This is a genomic window from Cupriavidus sp. 21MJTG02-4, from assembly GCF_057798975.1.
This window is the reverse complement of the sequence record NZ_JBYOJP010000014.1, coordinates 143,400-165,713: the sequence shown is the minus strand read 5'-3', so window position 1 is coordinate 165,713 and position 22,314 is coordinate 143,400. Positions and strand designations below refer to the sequence as shown.

General features: G+C 65.6%; 18 protein-coding genes. 15 read left to right on the top strand and 3 right to left on the bottom strand.

The window, feature by feature from the left end:
* The first annotated feature begins 10 nt into the window (after positions 1 to 10).
* From AC3FKH_RS25105 to msrQ, 4 genes are all read left to right on the top strand, one after another.
* Positions 11 to 553 (top strand): RNA polymerase sigma factor, encoded by a 543-nt coding sequence (locus AC3FKH_RS25105; protein WP_488678469.1) that lies wholly within the window; start codon positions 11 to 13, stop codon positions 551 to 553.
* A complete protein-coding gene (locus AC3FKH_RS25100; RefSeq protein ID WP_488678468.1) occupies positions 550 to 1,383 on the top strand; it encodes an anti-sigma factor family protein in 834 nt (277 codons plus the stop codon). The genes AC3FKH_RS25105 and AC3FKH_RS25100 overlap by 4 nt, the downstream gene beginning before the upstream one ends.
* A gap of 106 nt (positions 1,384 to 1,489) precedes the next feature.
* Positions 1,490 to 2,497, top strand: coding sequence for a protein-methionine-sulfoxide reductase catalytic subunit MsrP (gene msrP / locus AC3FKH_RS25095; protein ID WP_488678467.1), 1,008 nt, complete (start codon positions 1,490 to 1,492; stop codon positions 2,495 to 2,497).
* A gap of 14 nt (positions 2,498 to 2,511) precedes the next feature.
* Positions 2,512 to 3,171, top strand: a complete 660-nt coding sequence (msrQ, locus tag AC3FKH_RS25090) for a protein-methionine-sulfoxide reductase heme-binding subunit MsrQ (RefSeq protein WP_488678492.1) — start codon at positions 2,512 to 2,514, stop codon at positions 3,169 to 3,171.
* 27 nt (positions 3,172 to 3,198) lie between these two features.
* Here the strand turns inward: msrQ and lysA are convergent, their stop codons facing one another.
* Together lysA and AC3FKH_RS25080 are read right to left on the bottom strand one after the other, a co-directional pair.
* Positions 3,199 to 4,458, bottom strand: a complete 1,260-nt coding sequence (gene lysA, locus AC3FKH_RS25085) for a diaminopimelate decarboxylase (RefSeq protein WP_488678466.1) — start codon at positions 4,456 to 4,458, stop codon at positions 3,199 to 3,201.
* A gap of 2 nt (positions 4,459 to 4,460) precedes the next feature.
* Positions 4,461 to 4,691 (bottom strand): hypothetical protein, encoded by a 231-nt coding sequence (locus AC3FKH_RS25080; RefSeq protein WP_483709619.1) that lies wholly within the window; start codon positions 4,689 to 4,691, stop codon positions 4,461 to 4,463.
* A 200-nt stretch (positions 4,692 to 4,891) separates the two neighbouring features.
* Here AC3FKH_RS25080 and cyaY point away from each other — a divergent pair, with 200 nt between their 5' ends.
* Positions 4,892 to 5,227, top strand: coding sequence for an iron donor protein CyaY (gene cyaY / locus AC3FKH_RS25075; RefSeq protein ID WP_488678465.1), 336 nt, complete (start codon positions 4,892 to 4,894; stop codon positions 5,225 to 5,227).
* 75 nt (positions 5,228 to 5,302) lie between these two features.
* Here the strand turns inward: cyaY and AC3FKH_RS25070 are convergent, their stop codons facing one another.
* Positions 5,303 to 7,678 carry a penicillin-binding protein 1A gene (locus AC3FKH_RS25070; protein WP_488678464.1) on the bottom strand — a complete coding sequence of 792 codons (2,376 nt, stop codon included), beginning with the start codon at positions 7,676 to 7,678 and terminating at the stop codon, positions 5,303 to 5,305.
* A gap of 380 nt (positions 7,679 to 8,058) precedes the next feature.
* Here AC3FKH_RS25070 and pilM point away from each other — a divergent pair, with 380 nt between their 5' ends.
* The 10 genes from pilM (at position 8,059) to AC3FKH_RS25020 (ending at position 22,200) form a co-directional block, all read left to right on the top strand.
* Entirely contained in the window at positions 8,059 to 9,129 is a 1,071-nt protein-coding gene (pilM, locus tag AC3FKH_RS25065; protein ID WP_488678491.1) for a type IV pilus assembly protein PilM, read from the top strand.
* A 20-nt stretch (positions 9,130 to 9,149) separates the two neighbouring features.
* Positions 9,150 to 9,791: a PilN domain-containing protein gene (locus AC3FKH_RS25060; RefSeq protein ID WP_488678463.1), complete on the top strand. Its 642-nt coding sequence runs from the start codon at positions 9,150 to 9,152 to the stop codon at positions 9,789 to 9,791.
* Between the two features lie 2 nt (positions 9,792 to 9,793).
* Positions 9,794 to 10,462 carry a type IV pilus inner membrane component PilO gene (locus tag AC3FKH_RS25055; RefSeq protein WP_488678462.1) on the top strand — a complete coding sequence of 223 codons (669 nt, stop codon included), beginning with the start codon at positions 9,794 to 9,796 and terminating at the stop codon, positions 10,460 to 10,462.
* The gene (locus AC3FKH_RS25050) at positions 10,459 to 10,998 is read left to right on the top strand and encodes a pilus assembly protein PilP (RefSeq protein ID WP_488678461.1); all 540 of its coding nucleotides are present in this window, start codon (positions 10,459 to 10,461) and stop codon (positions 10,996 to 10,998) included. Before AC3FKH_RS25055 ends, AC3FKH_RS25050 begins: the two co-directional genes overlap by 4 nt.
* Positions 10,995 to 13,115 (top strand): type IV pilus secretin PilQ, encoded by a 2,121-nt coding sequence (locus AC3FKH_RS25045; RefSeq protein WP_488678460.1) that lies wholly within the window; start codon positions 10,995 to 10,997, stop codon positions 13,113 to 13,115. The genes AC3FKH_RS25050 and AC3FKH_RS25045 overlap by 4 nt, the downstream gene beginning before the upstream one ends.
* Before the next feature lie 280 nt (positions 13,116 to 13,395).
* Positions 13,396 to 13,938 (top strand): shikimate kinase, encoded by a 543-nt coding sequence (locus AC3FKH_RS25040; protein WP_488678490.1) that lies wholly within the window; start codon positions 13,396 to 13,398, stop codon positions 13,936 to 13,938.
* Positions 13,935 to 15,041 (top strand): 3-dehydroquinate synthase, encoded by a 1,107-nt coding sequence (aroB, locus tag AC3FKH_RS25035; protein ID WP_488678459.1) that lies wholly within the window; start codon positions 13,935 to 13,937, stop codon positions 15,039 to 15,041. Before AC3FKH_RS25040 ends, aroB begins: the two co-directional genes overlap by 4 nt.
* 47 nt (positions 15,042 to 15,088) lie before the next feature.
* The gene (locus AC3FKH_RS25030; protein ID WP_483709605.1) at positions 15,089 to 16,225 is read left to right on the top strand and encodes a deoxyguanosinetriphosphate triphosphohydrolase; all 1,137 of its coding nucleotides are present in this window, start codon (positions 15,089 to 15,091) and stop codon (positions 16,223 to 16,225) included.
* A gap of 105 nt (positions 16,226 to 16,330) precedes the next feature.
* The gene (locus AC3FKH_RS25025; protein ID WP_488678458.1) at positions 16,331 to 17,056 is read left to right on the top strand and encodes a transposase; all 726 of its coding nucleotides are present in this window, start codon (positions 16,331 to 16,333) and stop codon (positions 17,054 to 17,056) included.
* 341 nt (positions 17,057 to 17,397) lie between these two features.
* Positions 17,398 to 22,200 (top strand): glutamate synthase-related protein, encoded by a 4,803-nt coding sequence (locus AC3FKH_RS25020; RefSeq protein WP_488678457.1) that lies wholly within the window; start codon positions 17,398 to 17,400, stop codon positions 22,198 to 22,200.
* Positions 22,201 to 22,314: the final 114 nt, after the last annotated feature.

Below are 22,314 nucleotides of genomic sequence, written 5' to 3'. Positions count from 1 at the left end.
CCGGCACGGCATGGACGGGTTTGAAGGCCAGCTGGTCGCGCTGGCGCCGCGGCTGCGGCGCCACGCGCGTGGCCTGACCAGGGACGCGGCACTGGCTGACGACCTGGTGCAGGACACGCTGGAGCGCGCGTTGCGCTATCGCTGGCGTTTTCGCCTGCGCCCGGGAGCGTGGTGGGGCGATGGCGCCGATGGCCTGCTGCCCTGGCTACTCACGCTGATGCACCGCTTGCGCCTGAACACGGTGCGGCGCAAGGAGCTGGTGGTGAGCACCGAGACCCTGCCGGACGTCAGTGCCCCGGTTACCGACCCCGGCCTGCGGCGCGACTTGCTGCAGGCGCTCGCGGAACTGCCCGAGGCCCAGCGCGCGGTGTTGCTGCTCGTCAGCCTTGAGCAGTTCACCTATGCCGAGGCCGCACAGGTGCTGAACGTTCCGGTCGGCACCGTGATGTCCCGCCTGGCACGGGCGCGCGAACACATGCGCGCCCTGCTGGACGGCACGCGTCAGCCGGCACCGGCCGCGGAGGCTGGTACGACGCTGCAGCGAGTGAAATGATGTCCCCGATCCACGAAGCCGACCTGCATGCCTACGCCGACGGCCAACTGAGTGGCCGCCGCCGCGCGGCCGTGGAGGCGTATCTGGCCGAACGGCCCGAGATCGCGGCACGCGTCGCGGCGTGGCGCCGCCAGGCCGAGGCATTGCATGGCGCGCTCGATGGCGTGCTCAATGAGCCTGTGCCACTCGCGGCCTTGCCCGAACCGCTGCGCGATGGCACACGAAGACGAGATGGCGTAGGCAGTGGCTGGCGCACGGCATGGATCGCCGCGTGCGCCTCGGTTGCGTCGCTGGCCATGGGCGGCGCAGTTGGCTGGCTCGCGCACGACCGCATGGCTGACGGTGTCGCCGTGGCCATGACGCCGGGCGAGCGCTTCGCGCGCGACGCGTTGGTGTCACACGTGGTCTATGCGCCCGAAGTCCGCCATCCGGTGGAGGTGCCGGCCAGCGACGAAGCCCATCTGATCGCATGGCTGTCCAAGCGGCTCGGCGCTCCGCTTCAGGTGCCGGACCTGCGACCTCAGGGCTTTCACCTGATCGGCGGCCGCCTAGGCGTGGCCGAAGGCGGCCCATCCGCCATCCTGATGTACGAATCCGATGACGGTACGCGCCTGTCGCTGCAGCTGCGCCGCATGGCGCAAGGCACGCCAGATACCGGCTTCCGACTTGAGCGGATGCCCCAGGCTGCTCCCGCCAAGGGAGCCGGTGCCATGGCGTTCTACTGGATTGACCGCAGCCTGGGCTTCGCGCTGGCCGGTCAGGTCGATCGCGCGCGGCTCCTGACCGTGGCGCAGTCCGTGTACCAGCAATACCAGGGCCAGGGCCGATAGGCGTACCGGCCTCGAACCGACAGCAAAAAGACTGTCAGGAATGGCCTGCACTATCCGACCAAGGGAAAGTCCAATTCCCGGGCCGTTCGAAGCACAAGGAACAACCATGCTGATTCCCTCCCCGAAGTGGTTGCGCGGTGACGATATCGCCGCCTCTGATATCACGCCGCGCCACGTGTTCGCCGCACGCCGTCGGCTGCTGGCGCTCGCCGCTGCCGGTACCGCCGGTACGGCGCTGGGCCCGTGGTTTGCGCGTGAAGCGCGCGCCCAGCAGGGGCAGCACGGGGCGAAGCTGGCTGCCACCGTCAACAAGGCCTACGTGGTGACGGAGAAGCGCACGCCCTACGAGGACGTGACGACCTACAACAATTTCTACGAATTCGGCACCGACAAGTCAGACCCGTCGCGCAACGCCGGCACGCTGCGGCCGCGCCCCTGGCAGGTGGCGGTGGAAGGGCTGGTGAAGAAGCCCAAGGTCTACGACCTCGATGAGCTGCTGAAACTCGCGCCGATGGAAGAGCGCGTCTACCGCCTGCGCTGCGTAGAGGGCTGGTCGATGGTGATCCCGTGGATCGGCTATCCGCTGGCCGAGTTGATCCGGCGCGTGGAGCCGCAGCCGGGTGCGAAGTACGTGCAGTTCATCACGCTGGCCGACAAGAAGCAGATGCCCGGCGTCAGCAGCTCGGTGCTGGACTGGCCCTACAGCGAAGGTCTTCGTATGGACGAGGCCATGCACCCGCTCGCGCTGCTGACGTTCGGTCTCTATGGCGAAGTCCTGCCGAACCAGAACGGCGCACCGGTGCGCATGGTGCTGCCGTGGAAGTATGGGTTCAAGAGCGCCAAGTCGATCGTGAAGATCCGCTTTGTCGACAAGCAGCCGCCCACGAGCTGGAACCTGGCGGCGCCGCAGGAGTACGGCTTCTACTCGAACGTGAACCCGGAAGTGGATCATCCACGCTGGAGCCAGGCCACCGAAAGGCGCATTGGCGAGGACAGTGGCGGGGGCGGCTTTGCCGCGTTGTTCGCGCCCAAGCGCAAGACGTTGCCGTTCAACGGCTACGGCCAGCAGGTGGCGTCGCTGTATCAGGGCATGGATCTGAGGAAGTTTTTCTGATGGGCCGCGCTGACATGACGGTCTCGCAATCGGCCGCGGCACCGGGCCGCAAATCCGGCGGCCTGGCTGCGCTGCCGCAGTCACAGGTGCGCATCGTCAAGATTGCCATCTGGCTGCTGGCGATGCTGCCTTTTGTGCGTCTGCTTTACCTCGGCGCGACCAGCCAGTTCGGCGCGAACCCGCTGGAGTTCGTCACGCGATCCACTGGCACCTGGACGCTGGTAATGCTGTGCGTGACGCTGGCGATCACGCCGCTGCGCCGCCTGACAGGCTGGAACTGGCTCGTGCGGATGCGGCGCATGCTGGGCTTGTTTGCTTTTTTCTATGGCCTGCAGCACTTCCTGCTGTGGATCGGCGTCGACCGTGGGTTTGACCTTGCCTACATGCTGAAAGACGTGGCCAAGCGGCCGTTCATCACGGTGGGCTTCACGGCCTTTGTGCTGATGATCCCGCTGGCGCTGACGTCGACCAACGGCATGGTGCGGCGCCTGGGCGGCAAGCGCTGGCAGGCGCTGCACAAGTCGGTCTATGCGATCGCGGTGCTGGCCATCCTGCACTACTGGTGGCACAAGGCCGGCAAGAACGACTTTGGCGAGGTGTCGATCTATGCCGCGGTGGTCTTCGTGCTGCTGGGGCTGCGCCTGTGGTGGCGCTGGAGGCCGGCCGCCCGCTGATGGGGCGGGCCGGGACCGCGGGCGGAATCAGTCCTGCAGCAGGCGTTCGTCGCGGAACAGGTCTTCCACCAGTTCGCGCTCGCGCACCACGCGGACCTTGTTGCCGTCGACCATGACTTCGGCCGCGCGCGGACGGGTGTTGTAGTTGGAGCTCATCGTGAAGCCGTAGGCACCCGCCGACATCACCGCCAGCAGATCGCCGGGCTGCACGGCCAGCGCGCGGTCGCGGCCAAGCCAGTCGCCCGATTCGCACACGGGGCCCACGATGTCGTAGGTCACCGCCGGCGCGCTGCTTGCCAGCACCGGCTCGATGCGATGGAAGGCCTCGTACATGGCCGGGCGCGCCAGGTCGTTCATGGCGGCATCCACGATGCAGAAGTTCTTGGCCTCGCCGGGCTTGAGGAATTCCACCTGGGTCAGCAGCACGCCGGCGTTGCCGACGAGCGAGCGGCCCGGCTCGAACAGCACTTCACGATGACCATGGCCGCGTGCCGCCACGCGATCGAGCAGCGTGGTGGCAAAGCTCGTGATGTCCGGCGGGGTCTCGTCGTCGTAGGTGATGCCAAGGCCGCCGCCGACGTCGATGTGCTCCAGGACGATGCCCTCGCGCTCCAGCGCTTCCACCACGTCGAGCACCTTGTCGAGGGCTTCCAGGTACGGCGCGACTTCGGTGATCTGCGAACCGATGTGGCAGTCGATGCCGGTGACTTCGATATGCGGCAGCGCCGCGGCCGCGCGGTACGTGGGCAGGACCTGCTCGAACGCGATGCCGAACTTGTTGCCCTTCAGGCCCGTGGAGATGTACGGGTGCGTCCTGGCATCGACGTCCGGGTTGATGCGCAGCGACACGCGCGCGCGCTTGCCAACCTGTCCGGCCACTGCATTGAGGCGGTCCAGCTCGGGGATCGATTCGACGTTGAAGCAGCGCACGTCATGCGCCAGCGCCAGTTCCATTTCCGCTGCGCTCTTGCCTACGCCCGAGAACACGACCTTGCGCGGATTGCCGCCGGCGGCCAGCACGCGCTTGAGTTCGCCGCCCGAGACGATGTCGAAGCCCGCGCCGAGCTTGGCGAAGACCTGCAGCACCGCCAGGTTCGAGTTGGCCTTCATGGCGTACTGCACCTGCGCCTTGCGGCCCTGGCAGGCGGCGGCGTAGGCCTGGTAGGCGGCCGTCAGCGCCGCGCGCGAGTACACGTAGGTCGGCGTGCCGAACTCTGCGGCGATCTGTGCCAGCGGCACCTGTTCGGCAACAAGGGCGCCGTCCTGGCGATGGAAAAATGCGGTCATGGTTACCTGGTGGTGGGGGCGTCGGACTCGGACTTGCCCGGGGGCGTGGCCGGGGCTGCCGGGACCGGCAGCGTCGCGTCGGCATGGCCGAGGCCCGGATCGGGCACGGCCGGAGCGGTCGGCTCAGGCGGCCGCTTGGGCATGGTCAGCGGCCCGCGAATGCCGCATCCGCCCAGCAGGGGCATCGCAAGGCCGGCGGCAAACGCCGATACAATCGCAACACGACGGAGCATCGGGTCGTCCTTGAAAGCGGTTGGGAAAGCTGTCGGACCGGCAGCCGGCGTGTCGTCCGCGGCCGCCGCCAGAGTTCCAGGGCATGGCCGGAATCCGGAAATCCTCAACAAAAAAGCCGGTCACTGCAAGTGCTTCATGCCATGCCCCATGTGGCATGGCAAGGCGGACAGCGCTGGCGCCGGCGGTCTTGGAGTTTAGCATGCCCCCCTTGAGCGAAAGCGAGTTCCTGGCCCTGGCGGTCAGGGAGCTGGACCGCATCGAAGCCACGGTGGAAGCCGCGGCGGACGCGGCCGACGCCGACATCGAAATCAGCCGGACCGGCAACGTGATGGAACTGGAATTCGAGAACGGCTCCAAGATCATCATCAACAGCCAGGCGCCGATGCAGGAGCTGTGGGTCGCGGCGCGTTCGGGCGGCTTCCATTTCCGCCGCGATGGCGAGCGCTGGGTCGATACGCGCAGCGGTAACGAGCTGTACGCCGCGCTGTCCAGCTACGTGAGCCAGCAGGCGGAAGCCACGCTCACGCTCGGCTGACACGCAGCGAAGCAAGTTGCCCAATGAAAAAGCCGGCCCAGTGTGGCCGGCTATTTCTTGCCTGGTTGGCCGCGCTCAGGCGCCGCCGAACATCTCCAGGATCTTCTTCTTCTCCGCCTCGACATCGGCCGGCGAGCGCGTGCTTTCCTCCGGCTTGCCCGGCCACGGATCGCCCAGGCCGACCGAAGCCACGCCAGCGCCGCTGGCGTTCTCCTCGAAGGTCCAGTCGCCGCCAGCCATCACGACGCCTTCCGGCGCCGGCCGTTCGGGACTTTCCGGCACGCCCTTGAGCATCTTGCCCATGTAGCCAACCCAGATCGGCAGGGCCAGGCCGCCACCGGTCTCGCGCACGCCCAGGCTCTTGGGCTGGTCGTAGCCCATCCAGGCGATCGCGACCAGGTTCGGCGTGTAGCCCGCGAACCAGGCATCCACGGCATCGTTCGTCGTACCGGTCTTGCCTGCCAGGTCGTTGCGGCCCAGGCGCTGCTTGGCGGCGTTGGCCGTGCCCATGCGCACCACGTCGCGCAGCATGGTGTCGGCGATAAAGGCGGTGCGTGCGTCGAGCACGCGCACCGCATCGCTGCCGGCGCGCTGCGGCTGCGTTTCGGAGAGCACCTTGCCACGCGCATCGACTACCTTCTGGATCAGGTACGGGTTGACGCGGTAGCCGCCGTTGGCGAATACCGAGTAGGCGCCCGCCATCTGCAGCGGCGTGACGCTGCCCGCGCCAAGCGCCATCGGCAGGTAGGCCGGGTGCTTGTCGGCCTCGAAGCCGAAGCGCGTAATGAAGTCCTGCGCGTATTGCGTGCCGATCGCACGCAGGATGCGCACCGACACCAGGTTCTTCGACTTGGCCAGCGCGCGGCGCATGGTCATGGGGCCTTCGAACTTGCCGTCATAGTTCTTCGGCTCCCACACCTGGCCGCCCGTGTCCGGGCCGATCGTCAGCGGTGCGTCATTGATGACGGTGGCCGGAGAGAAGCCCTTTTCCAGCGCGGCCGAATAGATGAACGGCTTGAAGCTGGAACCAGGCTGGCGCCAGGCTTGCGTCACATGGTTGAACTTGTTGCGGTTGAAGTCGAAGCCGCCGACCATCGAGCGGATCTCGCCATCCTGCGGATTGATCGAGACAAAGGCCGCCGACACTTCCGGCAGCTGCGTCACTGTCCACTGGCCTTTTTCGTCCTGCGTCACGCGGATGATGGCGCCGGGGCGGATCTTCGTCTTCGGCTGCGCGTTGGCCGACAGCGACGGCGCGATAAAGCGCAGCGCCGAGCCTTCGATGGTGGCCACCTCGCCCGACAGCAGCGTGGCTTGCACCTGGCGCGACGACACGCTCGTCACCACGGCGGAGCGCAGGTCGTCGCTGCCCGGATGCTCGACCAGCGCGTCGTCGATGGCCTGTTCGCGGTCAGCCTGGTCCGAGGGCAGGTCGATAAAGGCTTCCGGGCCGCGGTAACCGTGCTTGCGCTCGTAGTTCATGATGCCCGCGCGCACCGACTCGTACGCGGCGTCCTGGTCGGGCTTGGTCAGCGTGGTGTAGACCGTGAGTCCGCGCGTGTAGGTTTCCTCGCGGTATTGCGCGTACATCAGCTGGCGCACGATCTCGGCTACGTACTCGGCGTGCGTCGAGAACTCGTTGCCTTCCGTGCGGACCTTCGGCGCTTGGCGCAGGGCCTGGTCATACTGCTCGGGCGTGATGTAGCGCAGGTCGCGCATGCGCTGCAGGATGTACTCCTGGCGTACCTTTGCGCGCTTCGGGTTCACCACGGGGTTGTAGGCGGACGGCGCCTTCGGCAGGCCGGCCAGCATGGCCGCCTCGGCCGGCGTGACGTCGCGTACCGACTTGCCGAAATAGACGCGCGCGGCGCTGTCGAAACCGTAGGCACGCTGTCCCAGGTAGATCTGGTTCATGTACAACTCGAGGATCTGGTCCTTGGACAGGTTGGCCTCGATCTTGTACGCGAGCAGCATCTCGTAGATCTTGCGCGTGTAGGTCTTCTCGCTCGACAGGAAGAAGTTGCGCGCCACCTGCATGGTGATCGTCGAAGCGCCTTGCGACAGCCCGCCGCGCAGGTTGGCCAGGCCTGCCCGCATCACGCCAACGAAGTCCACGCCGCCGTGCTCGTAGAAGCGGTCGTCCTCGATCGCCAGCACGGCCTTCTTCATCACGTCGGGGATCTCGGCGATGGGCACGAAGTTGCGGCGCTCTTCGCCGAACTCGCCGATCAGGACGTTGTCCGCGGTGAAGATGCGCAGCGGAATCTTGGGCCGGTAGTCCGTGATGGTATCGAGCGACGGCAGGTTGGGCGCGGCCACCAGCAGCGCATAGCCCAGCAGCAGCGCGACCGCCACGATGCCGGCGACGATCAGACCGACCACCCAGAACGTGAGCCGCGCCCAGAGCGGGCGGCGGGCAGGGAGGGACGGCTTCTGTTGTGCTGTGGCCATAAGGGAAAAACCTAGTCAGGAGTGCGGGGGATTATATCTTCCGGGATAGCGGCGACTTCCCATGCAGTGGCGCCAGCGACGCTACTGCGCTGTTACAAGATGTAATGTCCTGGATAGCGGCAGTTTGCGCCGAACTACGAGCAGAAAAAAGGCTGGGATGGGAACCCGACGACCGTGGGGTTTTGGCAACGCTTTGTAGGAGCCGTCGCAAAAATAAAAGCGTGGCCAGACCGGCACATTGCCAGCACTGCCGCTTTTTGTGAGAATCGCCCAACATAAAAGAGCAAAAACGTTTCATCGAGAAACATGGCTCGCCCGATTAGAGCAGTCAAGCCAGGGGTGAGTTCAAAAGTCAGGGGGTCACCTTGCGACGGGGCATTTTGTCGGGGCTTCTGCGCCGGACTACGGTCGGCGTAGATATCGGGTCGTCCAGTGTCAAGGTAGTCGAGCTGTCCGTGGGGGGCAGCAAACAGGACTACCGCCTGGAGAAATGTGCCAGCGAACTGCTGGACCGCAATGCCGTTGCCGATGGCAACGTGGTCAATATCGAGGCAGTCGGCATTGCCCTCAAGCGTGCGCTTGGCAAGGCCGGCATTCGCACCAAGGACGTGGTGCTGGGCGTGCCTTCGATGCTGACCGAATCCCAGACGGTCAGTCTGCCGGACAACCTGTCCGAGGACGAACTCTATTCCCAGGTCGAATCCGAGGCGCACCGGCTTTATCCGCCGTCGCAGACGGTGAATTTCGACTTCGCCGTGATCGGCCCGAGCGAAACCGAGGGCGGTATCGGCGTGCGCGTGACCGCGGCCAACAGCGATCGCGTGCAGGAGCGCGTCACCGCCGCCGAGATGGCAGGCCTGCGCCCGCAGGTCATGGACGTCGAGGAATACGCGGTGCAGCGGACCATCGTGCAGATGCTCGGCGTGCCGAGCGACATGTCCGAAGCCGATGCACGCGCGCTGCCCGTGGTGGCCGTCGTCCACCTGGGCGGCAGCCGTTCCAAGGCCATCTTCTACCAGGGCTGGAAAGAGCTGTACGAGCAACCCCTGAACAGCTACGGCGACCAGCTCACGCAGAGCGCCGCGCGCATGTTCACGCTCGACGCGCTCAAGGCCGAGATCAAGAAGCGCAAGAACACGCTGCCGGAAGCCTGGCGTGCCCAGCTGCTCAAGCCGTCGCTCGATGCGCTGGCCATGGAAGTGCAGGCCGCGGTGGGCAACTTCATCGCGAGTTCGAGCCTCGGCCGGGTCGACGAGATCCTGCTGTCCGGCGGCCATGCGTCGCTGGTCGGCGTGCAGGCCGCCATCCAGCAGCAGACCCAGATCACCACCACGCTGGCGAACCCGTTCGCCAACATGGTCACCAACGGCAAGGTCAACGAGCGCTACCTGCAGCGTGACCTGCCGGCGTATATCGTCAGCGCCGGACTGGCATTGCGCGGCCTGCAATAACGCACCCCGGGGGAATCCGAATGTCAACGAACACGCTCCCATCGGTCAACCTGCTGCCTTACCACGAAGCCCGCAAGGCTGCCCGACGCAAGCGCGTCTACGGGATCCTTGGCGGCGCGGCCGCGGGTGGGGCGCTGGTGGTGTTGCTGGGCGGGCTGTATATCGACCGCCAGACCGAATCGGTGGTCGCGCTGAACCAGGTCCTGGCCACGGAAAACGCCCGGCTGGACGGCCAGATCCGCGAAGTCAACACACTCAAGAAAGACATCGAGGCGCTACTGCAACGCCAGCAGGCCGTGGAAAGCCTCCAGACCGAACGCAACCGCCCGGTGCAACTGCTTGAAGAACTGGTGCGCCAGGTGCCGGAAGGCGTTTACCTGACGAGCCTGAAGCAGACCGGCGAGACCTTCACGATTGCCGGCGTGGCGCAGTCCAACGAGCGCATTTCCGAGCTCTTGCGCAATGTTGGCGCGGTGCCCTGGCTCGACAAGGCCGAGCTGGTCGAGTCCAAGGCGGTGACGATGACCAACAACCTGCGCGAGCAGCGCCGCCTGTTCGATTTCTCCATGCGCTTCGCCTACCGCGCTCCCGAAACGCCGGCCGACAAGAAGAGTGGTCCGGCCCAACCGGCTAAGGCGCCGGCAGCCAACGGAAAGGCCTGACCATGGCGCTCAACTCCGAAATCAACCTGTCGGACCTGGCCGGCCAGTTCCGCGGGCTCAATATGAACGAGCCCGAGACCTGGCCGATGGCGCCGCGCGTGGTTTTCGCCATCGCGGCGGCGGCGGTGGTGCTGCTGCTCGGGTGGCAGTTTTACTGGAGCGGGAAGTCCGATGAGCTGGACCGCCAGCGCGCCGAACAGGAGACCCTCAAGCAGGCCTACCAGTCCAAGGTCGCGCAAGTGGCCAACCTCGAGGCGCTGCGTGCGCAGAAAAAGCAGGTCGAGCAGCGTGTCGCGCAGCTTGAACGCCAGCTTCCGAACAAGACCGAAATGGATGCCCTGCTGGCCGACGTCAACCACGCCGGCGTGGCGCGCGGCCTGCAGTTCGAACTGTTCAAGCCGCAAGCCGCCGTGCTCAAGCCTTACTTCGCCGAGATCCCGGTGAACCTGAAGGTGACGGGCCGCTACCACGATGTCGCACAGTTCAACGCCGATGTCGCCGCCCTGTCGCGGATCGTGTCGATGCAAAACCTGCAGCTCGCCAATACCAAGGATGGCGCGCTGACCATGGAGGCGGTCGCGATGGCCTACCGCACGCTGGACCCGGACGAGCAGGCCGCGCAACGCAAGGCTGCCGCCAACGCCGCCAAGCCGGCCGGAGGTGCCAAATGAGCCGCCGCGCGAGCCTTTCCCTGCATCGCGCCGGCGTGCTTGCCATGGCCGCGCTGGCTGCCGGCCTGCTGGGCGCATGTGGCTCCAGCGACGAACAGGCGCTGCACCAGTGGATGGACGCCACGCGCAATGCCAAGGCCCAGCCGCCCGCACCGCTGCCCGAGCCCAAGCCCTACGTGCCGCGCGAATACGCCGGACGCAGCGCGCCCGAGCCGTTCGCGCAGACCAAGATCGGCGAACTCAACAAGATGATGGCGGAGTCGCCCGAAGCCGGACGGCGTCGCGAGCCGCTGGAGGACTATCCGCTCGAAAACTTCAAGATGCTCGGCATGATGAAGAAGAACGGCGAGACCTTCGGCATCGTTCGAGTTGATAACAAGATCCACCACGTAAAGGTGGGTCAGTATCTCGGCCAGAGCTACGGCCGGGTGGTCCGCATCACCGATCAGGAGATCGTGTTGCGCGAATTGGTCCGGGAAGGGGTATCCGAGTGGAAAGAGAAAATGACCAGCCTGAAGCTGGAGGTGTCGGCATGACCCTGGGTCGCTGGTACCGGGCGCTTGCGGGCGCGGCAACAATGGCTCTGGTGCTGGCCTCTCCGGCCGCGCTGGCTCAGACAAACCAGGTGAAGGCGGTCGACTCCAGTGTCGTGGGCGAGCAGACCGTGTTCACCATCGACCTGCAGTCGCCACCGGCGCAAAAGCCGGTCGACTTCACGACGCAGAATCCGGCGCGCATCGCGATCGATTTCTTCGACACCGCCTTCGCTGCCGGACGCGCCCAGTATGACTATGGCGGCAAGCTGCTGCGCGGCGCCAACGTCATGCAGATCGGCAACCGTACGCGCGTGGTGCTGGACCTGTCGCGCACGGCGACCTACCGCACCGAAGTCCGCGGCAACCAGTTCGTGGTGCTGGTGGACAACGTCGCACCCGCGGCCAAGGCGGCCGCGCCCACCTTCGCGGCGCCTTCCGCACCGGCCGCGGCTGCGGTGGGGCGTGCCTCCGTGCGCAATATCGACTTCCGTCGCGGCGCGGACGGCGCAGGACGCGTGGTGGTTGACCTGTCCTCGCGCGAATCCGGCATCAATATCGCGCAGCAGGGCCAGAACGTGGTGGTCGACTTCCTCGGCACCTCGCTGCCCGATAACCTGCGCCGCCGCTTCGACGTCAGCGACTTCGGCACGCCGGTGCAGGGCATGCGCGCCACGGACACCAGCGGCAATACCCGCCTCACCATCGAGCCGCGCGGCAACTGGGAGTACAGCTCCTACCAGACCGACACCCAGTTCGTGGTTGAAGTGCGCCCCGTCAAGGAAGATCCGACCAAGCTGATCAGTGGTCCGGGCTACCGTGGCGAGCGCCTGTCGCTCAACTTCCAGAACATCGACATCCGCTCGCTGCTGCAGGTGTTTGCCGATTTCACCAACCTGAACATCATCACCAGCGACACCGTGCAGGGCAATATCACGCTGCGTCTCAAGGACGTGCCGTGGGACCAGGCCTTGCAGATCGTGATGGATGCCAAGGGGCTGGCGTCGCGCCGCAATGGCAATGTGCTGTGGGTGGCGCCGAAGGCAGAGCTGGCGACCAAGGAAAAGCTCGAGCTGGAGGCGCAGCAGCAGATCAATGACCTGGAGCCCATCCGCAGCCAGGTGTATCAGCTGAACTACCAGCGTGCCGAAGACGTGCGCAAGATGCTGCTGGGCCTGTCCACGGGGGCGCCCGGCGCGGCGGCGGCCCCGGCCATTGGCGTTGGCGGCGCTGCCGGCCTGGCGACGCGCATGCTGTCCAAGCGCGGTTCGCTGACGGCGGATGCCCGTACCAACCAGCTGTTCGTGTCGGATATTGCGAGCAAGCTCGAGGAGGTGCAGAACTTCCTCGGCAAGATCGACATTCCGGTACGCCAGGTCATCATCGAGGCGCGCATCGTCGAGGCGACCGATACGTTCAGCCGCAACCTTGGTGTCAAGCTCGGCTTCGCCGGCCAGTACAATAACGCCAAGGTTGGGAACACCTACGGCAACGTGCTGCCCGGCGCTACGTCTGACAACGGCCCGTTCCTGAGCCTGCCGGCGGCCGCCATCAACGGCGCGAATCCGGCGAACATCGCGGTCAGCATCTTCAACAGCGCGGCCACCAAGTTCCTGGCGCTCGAGCTTTCGGCGCTGGAAGCGGACGGCAAGGGCAAGATCATCTCCAGCCCGCGCGTGGTGACGGCCAATAACATCAAGGCCTTGATCGAGCAGGGCACGGAACTGCCTTACCAGGCGGCGACGTCCAGCGGCGCCACGTCGGTCCAGTTCCGCAAGGCCAACCTGAAGCTCGAGGTGACGCCGCAGATCACGCCGGAAGGCAATGTGCTGCTTGACGTGGACGTGAACAAGGACAGCGTCGGCATCCAGACGACATCGGGCTTTGCCATCGATACCAAGCACGTGCAGACCCAGGTGCTGGTGGACAACGGCGGCACGGTGGTGATCGGCGGTATCTACACGCAGACCGAGTCCAACGACACCGACAAGGTGCCGTTCCTGGGGGATATCCCGGTGCTCGGCTACCTGTTCAAGAGCAACGCCAAAGTGCGCAATCGTACCGAACTGCTGGTATTCCTGACGCCGCGCGTCCTGAATGACAGCGTCACGCTGAAATGACGCTCGCCCTGGCGCGAATGCGGCGTAATTGGCGCCTGGGACGCTGGATGCAGTAGACTGCAAGGCCGCATCGACCGATGCGGCCTTTTTTTGTCCGTGACGACCCATCGCACGGCCATGCCGCATTCGACACTTGCCGCATGCGGCCCAACATAAGAAGATGATGCAGTTTCCAACGGGGGAGGACGGACCGGAATCCGTATTCCCAAGCGACAATCCAGTGACAGCCTTGCCGACGGCCGCGGAGACCGGCCGTCCCAATCTCTTCTTCGTCGGCCTGATGGGCGCCGGCAAGACTACCGTGGGCCGGACGGTCGCGCGGCGCCTGCACTATCCGTTCTTCGATTCCGACCATGAACTGGAAGCGCACTGCGGCGTACGCATCCCGGTGATCTTCGAGGTCGAGGGCGAGGAAGGTTTCCGCGACCGCGAGGCGGCGATGATCAGCGAGCTGACCGCGCGCAGCGGCATCGTGCTGGCCACCGGCGGCGGCGCGGTGCTGCGGGCGGAAAACCGCGAACTGCTCAAAGCCCGCGGCACCGTGGTCTACCTGCGCGCCAGCCCGCATGACCTGTGGCTGCGCACCCGGCACGACCGCAACCGCCCGCTGCTGCAGACCGAGGATCCGAAGGGCAAGCTGGAAGCGCTCTACGCCGCGCGCGACCCGCTGTACCGCGAGGTGGCCGATTTCATCATCGAGACCGGCAAGCCCTCGGTGGCGCAGCTTGCTAATATGGTCTTGATGCAACTGGAAATGGCCGGTTTCCGCATCGATCCGGCCCCCGACGCGCCGGAACAGCCGGCTAACGATACGCATCCATGATCACGCTACAAGTCGACCTGGGAGAGCGCAGCTACCCCATCCATATCGGTACCGGCCTGCTCGGCAACGCCGAACTGCTGCGCCCGCACGTGCGCGGCCAGCATGCCGTCATTGTTACGAACGAAACCGTTGGCCCCCTCTACGCGGCGCCCGTGGAAGCCAGCCTGAAGGCGCTCGGCAAGACCGTGCGCGTGGTGACGCTGCCCGATGGCGAGGCCTTCAAGCAGTGGGAAACGCTCAACCTGATCTTCGACGCGCTGCTGTCGGCCGGCGCCGACCGCAAAACCACGCTGATCGCGCTGGGCGGCGGGGTGGTCGGCGACATGACCGGGTTTGCCGCAGCCTGCTATATGCGCGGCGTGCCGTTCGTGCAGGTGCCGACCACGCTGCTGTCGCAGGTGGATTCGTCGGTGGGCGGCAAGACCGGCATCAACCATCCGCTTGGCAAGAACATGATCGGCGCGTTTCACCAGCCGAATGCGGTGATCGCCGATATCGACACGCTGCGCACGCTGCCCCCGCGCGAACTGGCGGCGGGGATGGCGGAAGTCATCAAACACGGCGCGATTGCCGATGCGGAATACTTTGCCTGGATCGAGCGCAATATCGCCGCACTGAACCAATGCGACGCGGACCTGATGGCCCTGGCCGTGCAACGCTCCTGCGAAATCAAGTCGGGCGTGGTGGCCCAGGACGAGCGCGAAGGTGGCCTGCGCGCCATCCTGAATTTCGGCCACACCTTCGGTCACGCGATTGAAGCCGGCATGGGCTATGGCGAATGGCTCCATGGCGAGGCGGTCGGCTGCGGCATGGTGATGGCGGCAGACCTGTCGCACCGCCTGGGTTTCATCGACACCGAAACGCGCGCGCGCATCCGCGAACTGACGCAGAAGGCCATGCTGCCCATCGTCGCGCCGGAACTGGGCACCGATCGCTATATCGAACTGATGAAGGTGGACAAGAAGGCCGAAGCCGGCAGCATCAAGTTCATCCTGCTGAAGAAGCTTGGCGACGCGTTCATCACCACGGTTCCCGATGCCGACCTGCGCGCGACGCTGGCGCAGGCCGTGCTTAAACCTCCCACCGAGGCCTCGGTCGCGTGAGCGATCGGTTATGCCTCGCAACCCCGACCCCGCCTACGGATTGCCGCATGACCGACCTTGAAAGCCATCTCGCTCCCTACGCCGCCCGCTCCGCGCAGACGCGCGGACGGGTCCATGCCGAGCCCGCATCATCGTCGCGCAGCGAATTCCAGCGCGATCGGGACCGCGTCATCCACAGTACGGCGTTCCGCAGGCTCGAGTACAAGACCCAGGTCTTCGTCAACCATGAAGGTGACCTGTTCCGCACGCGGCTGACGCACAGCCTGGAAGTGGCGCAGATTGCCCGCTCGATCGCGCGCAACCTGCGCTTGAACGAGGATCTCGTCGAGGCGATCTCGCTGGCGCACGACCTCGGTCACACGCCATTTGGCCACGCCGGCCAGGACGCCCTCAATGCCTGCATGAAGAACCACGGCGGCTTCGAGCACAACCTGCAGAGCCTGCTGGTGGTGGACGAGCTGGAAGAGCGCTATGGCGGCTTCAATGGCCTGAACCTGACGTTCGAGACGCGAGAGGGCATCCTCAAGCATTGTTCGCGCGTCAACGCGGCCGCGCTTGGCGAGCTTGGCCGGCGCTTCCTGGAGGGCGCGCAGCCGTCGCTGGAGGCGCAGCTGGCCAATCTGGCCGACGAGATCGCCTACAACAACCACGATATCGACGATGGCCTGCGCTCGGGGCTCCTGACGCTTGAGCAGCTCGACGAAGTGCCGATGTGGGGACGCCACCGTGCCGAAGTGGCCGCGGCCTTCCCGGGAATCAACGGTCGCCGCGCCATCAACGAAACCGTGCGCCGCATGATCAACACGCTGATCGTGGACCTGATCGAGACCACCAGCCGGAATATCGCCGCAGCGAACCCGCGCTCGATCGAGGCCGTTCGCTCGGCGGGGCCGCTGATCGGGTTCAGCGCGCAGATCCACGAAGAGGCGGCGGCACTCAAGCGCTTCCTGTTCCGGCACCTGTACCGGCATTACCTGGTCATGCGCATGTCGTCCAAGGCGCAGCGCATCGTCTCCGACCTGTTCGGGGCCTTCATGTCCGATTCGCGCCTGCTGCCGCCGCAATACCAGGCGCCGCATGGCGGCGACCAGTCGCGGCTGATCGCGAACTACATCGCCGGTATGACCGACCGCTACGCCATCCGCGAGCATCGCCGGATCTTTGCGGTCAGCGAAGGCGACTAACCCATCCTTTGTGGGTCGCGGCGGGCACAAAATCGTGCCCGAAAAAATTGGGGACGGATCAGGCTATCATTCAGGGCAACCGGTCCTGATCTCTGCAGCTTCCCGATGGCACGACTTCCCCGTTTTTCCCCGGCCGGCTTGCCGGCGCTTGTGTTGCAACGCGGCAACAACCGGCAACCGGTCTTCCTGGGGCCGGACGATTACTTTCACTACCTGGACAGCCTGCGCATGGCCGCGCGGGAATACGACCTGGCGATCCACGCCTATGGTTTGCGGCCTAATCACATCCACCTTGTGGCGACGCCGCGCGGCCCCGACTCCCTGAGCCTGACCATGCAGGCGGTGGGGCGACGCTACGCGCGCTACTTCAATCGCACCGCGGGACGGACGGGCACGCTGTGGGAAGGCCGCTTCCGTTCCGCGGTGTTCGATCCAGCCGACTGGATGCTGCCGGCGCTGCTATACACCGAGGGCAACGCCATGCGTGCTGGCGAAGTCATGACGCCGGAAGCCGACCGGTGGAGCAGCCACCGCCATCATGTCGGCATCGAGGCCAGCGCACTCGTGAGCGATCACTCCGCGTACTGGGGGCTGGGCAATACGCCGTTCGAGCGGCAGTCGAACTACCGGTCGCTGAGCAATGAAGGTCTCTCCGGCCGAACCCTTGCCACGTTGCGCAAGCACGCTCACAGCGGCTGGCCTCTGGGAGGCGAGGCATTTCTTGCCCAACTGGAACGCCAGGGCGCGCGACGCGTACAGCCCTTGCCCAAAGGCCGTCCGAAACGCGAACAGTTGGGGGAACCCAATCAGGAGGACGCATCGGTGGCTTAGGGAACCGTGGAGTCGATGAGGCACCACATCGAGACGGCTGCACGTGGGTTTAATGTGTCCCCATTTAATCTGATTATCAAAACGATCAGTTTTTAAATGTGTTCTGACCCCATTTAAAAATTTTGCGGCGTCAGCGGTATTCCCATATAGTTGCCCCACCCACAGTAATTGTGCGGCGCGTCACGCTCGTGTACGCCGCTGCGGTTCCCGTAGTCCCCTGATAGCAGATGAGCCGGTCCAAACCGGCCCACCCGGCCGATGTTGTGTCCGGCGCGCAGGCAGAATGCGGTACCCCTTCGGTCTACCCGGCATTCCGCGCAGCCTTCACCGGAATTCAGCCCGTGGACCAATCGCAAAACCATCCGGCCCAGGAACTGGCCCAGGCGCAGACCAGCGCTACTTCCACTGACATCGCCCTGCGGCCGCAAGCGCAAGGCCTGTATGACCCGACCAATGAGCACGATGCCTGCGGCGTCGGCATGGTTGCGCATATCAAGGGCAAGAAGACCCACGAGATCGTCAGCCAGGGCCTGAAGATCCTCGAGAACCTGGACCACCGGGGTGCGGTCGGCGCGGATGCGCTGATGGGCGACGGCGCCGGCATCCTGATTCAGATCCCGGACCAGTTCTATCGCGAAGAGATGGCCGCGCAAGGCGTGAGCCTGCCGCCGGCCGGCGAATACGGCGTGGGCATGATCTTCCTGCCGAAGGAACACGCCTCGCGCCTGGCCTGCGAACAGGAACTGGAGCGTACGGTTCGCCTGGAAGGCCAGGTCGTGCTGGGCTGGCGCGACGTGCCGGTCGACGCCAACATGCCGATGTCGCCGACGGTCCGCAAGACCGAGCCGGTCATCCGCCAGATCTTCATCGGTCGCGGCCGCGACATCATGACGACGGACGCGCTGGAACGTAAGCTCTACGTGATCCGCAAGACCGCCAGCCACGCCATCCAGGCGCTCAAGCTCAAGCACGGCAAGGAATACTTCGTGCCGTCGATGTCGGCGCGCACGGTGGTGTACAAGGGCCTGCTGCTGGCCAACCAGGTCGGCGAGTACTACCTGGACCTGCAGGACCAGCGCGCCGTGTCGGCCCTGGCCCTGGTGCACCAGCGCTTCTCGACCAACACCTTCCCGGCCTGGGAACTGGCCCACCCGTACCGCATGGTCGCCCACAACGGTGAAATCAACACCGTGAAGGGCAATGTGAACTGGATCAACGCCCGTACCGGTGCGATCTCGTCGCCGGTGCTCGGCGACGACCTGCCCAAGCTGTGGCCGCTGATCTACCCGGGCCAGTCCGACACCGCATCGTTCGACAACTGCCTCGAACTGCTGACGATGGCCGGCTACCCGCTCGTCCACGCGATGATGATGATGATCCCGGAAGCCTGGGAACAGCACACGCTGATGGACGACAACCGTCGCGCCTTCTACGAGTACCACGCCGCCATGATGGAGCCGTGGGACGGCCCGGCCGCGATCTGCTTCACCGACGGCCGCCAGATCGGCGCCACGCTGGACCGTAACGGCCTGCGTCCGGCCCGCTTCTACGTGACCGAGGACGACATCGTCGTGCTGGCCTCGGAAGCCGGCGTGCTGCCGTTCCCCGAGTCGCGCATCGTCGAAAAGTGGCGCCTGCAGCCGGGCAAGATGTTCCTGATCGACATGGAGCAGGGCCGCATCATCGACGACAAGGAACTCAAGGACAACCTGGCCAACGCCAAGCCGTACAAGAGCTGGATCGACGCCGTCCGCATCAAGCTGGACGAGATCGACGCCAAGCCCGAAGACGTCGCGGCCGAGAAGAAGCCCGTGGCCAAGCTGCTGGACCGCCAGCAGTCGTTCGGCTACACCCAGGAGGACGTCAAGTTCCTGATGGCGCCGATGGCGCTGTCGGGCGAGGAAGCCACCGGCTCGATGGGCAATGACTCGCCGCTGGCCGTGCTGTCGTCGAAGAACAAGACGCTGTACCACTACTTCCGCCAGCTGTTCGCCCAGGTGACCAACCCGCCGATCGATCCGATCCGCGAGAACATGGTGATGTCGCTGGTGTCGTTCATCGGCCCGAAGCCGAACCTGCTCGAGCTGAACAACATCAACCCGCCGATGCGCCTCGAAGTGTCCCAGCCCGTGCTGGACTTCAAGGACATCGCCAAGATCCGCAACATCGAGCACTACACCGGCGGCAAGTTCCGTTCATACGAACTGAACATCTGTTACCCGACCGCATGGGGCAAGGAAGGCATTGAAGCGCGCCTGGCCTCGCTGTGCGCCGAAGCCGTGGATGCCGTGCGTTCGGGCTACAACATCCTGATCGTCACCGACCGCCGCGTCGACGGCGACCAGGTTGCGATCCCTGCGCTGCTGGCCACGTCCGCGATCCATCATCACCTGGTGGAGAAGGGCCTGCGCACGTCCACCGGTCTGGTGGTCGAGACCGGCACGGCGCGTGAAGTGCACCACTTCGCGCTGCTGGCCGGCTACGGCGCCGAAGCCGTGCACCCGTACCTGGCCATGGAAACGCTGGCCGACATGGCCGCCGATCTGTCGGGCGACCTGTCCGCCGAGAAGGCGATCAAGAACTTCGTCAAGGCGATCGGCAAGGGCCTGTTCAAGGTGATGTCCAAGATGGGCATCTCCACGTACATGTCGTACACCGGCGCGCAGATCTTCGAAGCCATCGGCCTGTCGCGCGAGCTGGTGCAGAAGTACTTCCACGGCACGCCGTCGAATGTCGAAGGCATCGGCATCTTCGAGGTCGCCGAGGAAGCGCTGCGCCTGCACAAGGACGCGTTCGGCAACAGCCCGGTGCTGGACAACATGCTCGATACCGGCGGCGAATACGCGTTCCGTATCCGCGGCGAAGAGCATATGTGGACCCCGGACTCGATCGCCAAGCTGCAGCACTCGGTGCGCGCCGACGACGGCAAGGGCGCCTACCAGACGTACAAGGAATACGCCAATATCATCAACGACCAGAGCAAGCGCCACATGACGCTGCGTGGTCTGTTCGAGTTCAAGGTCGATCCGGCCAAGGCGATTCCGCTGGAAGAAGTCGAGCCCGCCAAGGAAATCGTGCGGCGCTTCGCCACCGGCGCGATGTCGCTGGGTTCGATCTCGACCGAAGCCCATGCCACGCTGGCCGTGGCGATGAACCGCATCGGCGGCAAGTCGAATACCGGTGAAGGCGGCGAGGACGAGAAGCGCTACCGCAATGAACTGCGCGGCATCCCCATCAAGCAGGGCGACAGCCTGAAGAGCCTGCTGGGCGACGTGATCGAGGCCGACCTGCCGCTGCAGGACGGCGACTCGCTGCGCTCGAAGATCAAGCAGGTGGCGTCGGGCCGTTTCGGCGTGACCGCCGAGTACCTGGCCTCCGCGGACCAGATCCAGATCAAGATGGCGCAGGGCGCCAAGCCGGGCGAAGGCGGCCAGCTGCCGGGCCACAAGGTCTCGGACTACATCGGCAAGCTGCGTTACTCGGTGCCGGGCGTGGGCCTGATCTCGCCGCCGCCGCACCACGACATCTACTCGATCGAGGATCTGGCACAGCTGATCCACGACCTGAAGAACGTCAACCCGTCGTCGGATATCTCGGTCAAGCTGGTGTCCGAAGTGGGCGTCGGCACCGTGGCGGCTGGTGTGTCCAAGGCCAAGGCCGATCACGTCGTGATCGCCGGCCATGACGGCGGCACCGGTGCTTCGCCGTGGTCGTCGATCAAGCACGCCGGCTCGCCGTGGGAACTGGGCCTGGCCGAAACGCAGCAGACGCTGCTGCTCAACGGCCTGCGCAACCGCATCCGCGTGCAGGCCGACGGCCAGATGAAGACCGGCCGCGACGTCGTCATCGGCGCGCTGCTGGGCGCCGACGAGTTCGGCTTCGCCACGGCGCCGCTGGTTGCCGAGGGCTGCATCATGATGCGCAAGTGCCACCTGAACACCTGCCCGGTGGGCGTGGCCACGCAGGATCCGCAGCTGCGCAAGAAGTTCCAGGGCAAGCCGGAACACGTGGTCAACTTCTTCTTCTTTGTCGCCGAGGAAGCCCGCGAGATCATGGCCCAGCTGGGCATCCGCACCTTCGACGAACTGATCGGCCGCGCCGACCTGCTCGATACGAAGGCTGGCATCGAACACTGGAAGGCGCGCGGCCTGGACTTCGGCCGCATCTTCCACCAGGTGGCACTGCCGGCCGACACGCCGTTGTTCCACACCGACGTGCAGGACCACGGCCTGTCGCCGGAAGCCGGCAAGGCGCTGGACCACGTGCTGATCGCCAAGGCACGTCCGGCGATCGAGAAGGGCGAACGCGTGTCGTTCATCCAGCCGGTCAAGAACGTGAACCGCACCGTCGGCGCGATGCTGTCGGGCGTGGTGGCCAAGCAGTACGGCCACGAAGGCCTGCCGGACGACACCATCCACATCCAGCTGCAAGGCACCGCCGGCCAGTCGTTCGGCGCGTTCCTGGCGCACGGCATCACGCTGGACCTGGTCGGCGACGGCAACGACTACGTCGGCAAGGGCCTGTCGGGCGGCCGCGTGATCGTGCGGGCTCCGCACGAGTTCCGCGGCGACCCGACCCGCAACATCATCGTCGGCAACACCGTGCTGTACGGCGCGATTGCCGGTGAAGCGTTCTTCAACGGCGTGGCCGGCGAGCGCTTCGCGGTGCGCAACTCGGGCGCTTCGGCGGTCGTGGAAGGCACCGGCGACCACGGTTGCGAGTACATGACCGGCGGTACCGTGGTGGTGCTGGGCGGCACCGGCCGCAACTTCGCGGCGGGCATGTCGGGCGGCATGGCCTACGTCTATGACGAGGACGGCCTGTTCGACAAGCGCTGCAACACCTCGATGGTCGCACTGGAAGCGGTGCTGGCGTCGGCCGATCAGGAGAAGGGCCAGAGCCCGTCTTCGTGGCATAAGGTCAACGGCACGCGCCAGCTTGACGAAGTCATCCTGCGCAACCTGATCGAGCAGCACTTCCGCTACACCGGTTCGGAGCGCGCCAAGGCGCTGCTGGCGGACTGGACCACGGCGCGCCGCAAGTTCGTCAAGGTCTTCCCGACCGAGTACAAGCGCGCGCTGGGCGAGATGTACGCCAAGGAACAGGCTGCCCGCGACAGCGACCGCGAAGCCATCGCCGCCTGATCCGCGGCACCACGAGACAGGGGCTGCAGCCAGGGCAACACCGGCGGCGGTCCCGACAAGATACTGACCTCACAGCAAGGCCGGCCACGCCGGCCTTGCCAGCAAGACCAAGGA

Excerpts from the sequence above, each read along its gene's own strand:
- lysA (WP_488678466.1), bottom strand. The coding sequence starts at position 4,458 with ATGACCGCATTTTTCCATCGCCAGGACGGCGCCCTTGTTGCCGAACAG.
- AC3FKH_RS25045 (WP_488678460.1), top strand. The coding sequence starts at position 10,995 with ATGACCCTGGGTCGCTGGTACCGGGCGCTTGCGGGCGCGGCAACAATG.
- AC3FKH_RS25030 (WP_483709605.1), top strand. The coding sequence starts at position 15,089 with ATGACCGACCTTGAAAGCCATCTCGCTCCCTACGCCGCCCGCTCCGCG.
- AC3FKH_RS25055 (WP_488678462.1), top strand. The coding sequence starts at position 9,794 with ATGGCGCTCAACTCCGAAATCAACCTGTCGGACCTGGCCGGCCAGTTC.
- AC3FKH_RS25080 (WP_483709619.1), bottom strand. The coding sequence starts at position 4,691 with ATGCTCCGTCGTGTTGCGATTGTATCGGCGTTTGCCGCCGGCCTTGCG.
- cyaY (WP_488678465.1), top strand. The coding sequence starts at position 4,892 with ATGCCCCCCTTGAGCGAAAGCGAGTTCCTGGCCCTGGCGGTCAGGGAG.
- msrP (WP_488678467.1), top strand. The coding sequence starts at position 1,490 with ATGCTGATTCCCTCCCCGAAGTGGTTGCGCGGTGACGATATCGCCGCC.
- AC3FKH_RS25070 (WP_488678464.1), bottom strand. The coding sequence starts at position 7,678 with ATGGCCACAGCACAACAGAAGCCGTCCCTCCCTGCCCGCCGCCCGCTC.
- AC3FKH_RS25060 (WP_488678463.1), top strand. The coding sequence starts at position 9,150 with ATGTCAACGAACACGCTCCCATCGGTCAACCTGCTGCCTTACCACGAA.
- AC3FKH_RS25025 (WP_488678458.1), top strand. The coding sequence starts at position 16,331 with ATGGCACGACTTCCCCGTTTTTCCCCGGCCGGCTTGCCGGCGCTTGTG.
- AC3FKH_RS25105 (WP_488678469.1), top strand. The coding sequence starts at position 11 with ATGGACGGGTTTGAAGGCCAGCTGGTCGCGCTGGCGCCGCGGCTGCGG.
- AC3FKH_RS25050 (WP_488678461.1), top strand. The coding sequence starts at position 10,459 with ATGAGCCGCCGCGCGAGCCTTTCCCTGCATCGCGCCGGCGTGCTTGCC.
- aroB (WP_488678459.1), top strand. The coding sequence starts at position 13,935 with ATGATCACGCTACAAGTCGACCTGGGAGAGCGCAGCTACCCCATCCAT.
- msrQ (WP_488678492.1), top strand. The coding sequence starts at position 2,512 with ATGACGGTCTCGCAATCGGCCGCGGCACCGGGCCGCAAATCCGGCGGC.
- AC3FKH_RS25100 (WP_488678468.1), top strand. The coding sequence starts at position 550 with ATGATGTCCCCGATCCACGAAGCCGACCTGCATGCCTACGCCGACGGC.
- AC3FKH_RS25040 (WP_488678490.1), top strand. The coding sequence starts at position 13,396 with ATGGGCGCCGGCAAGACTACCGTGGGCCGGACGGTCGCGCGGCGCCTG.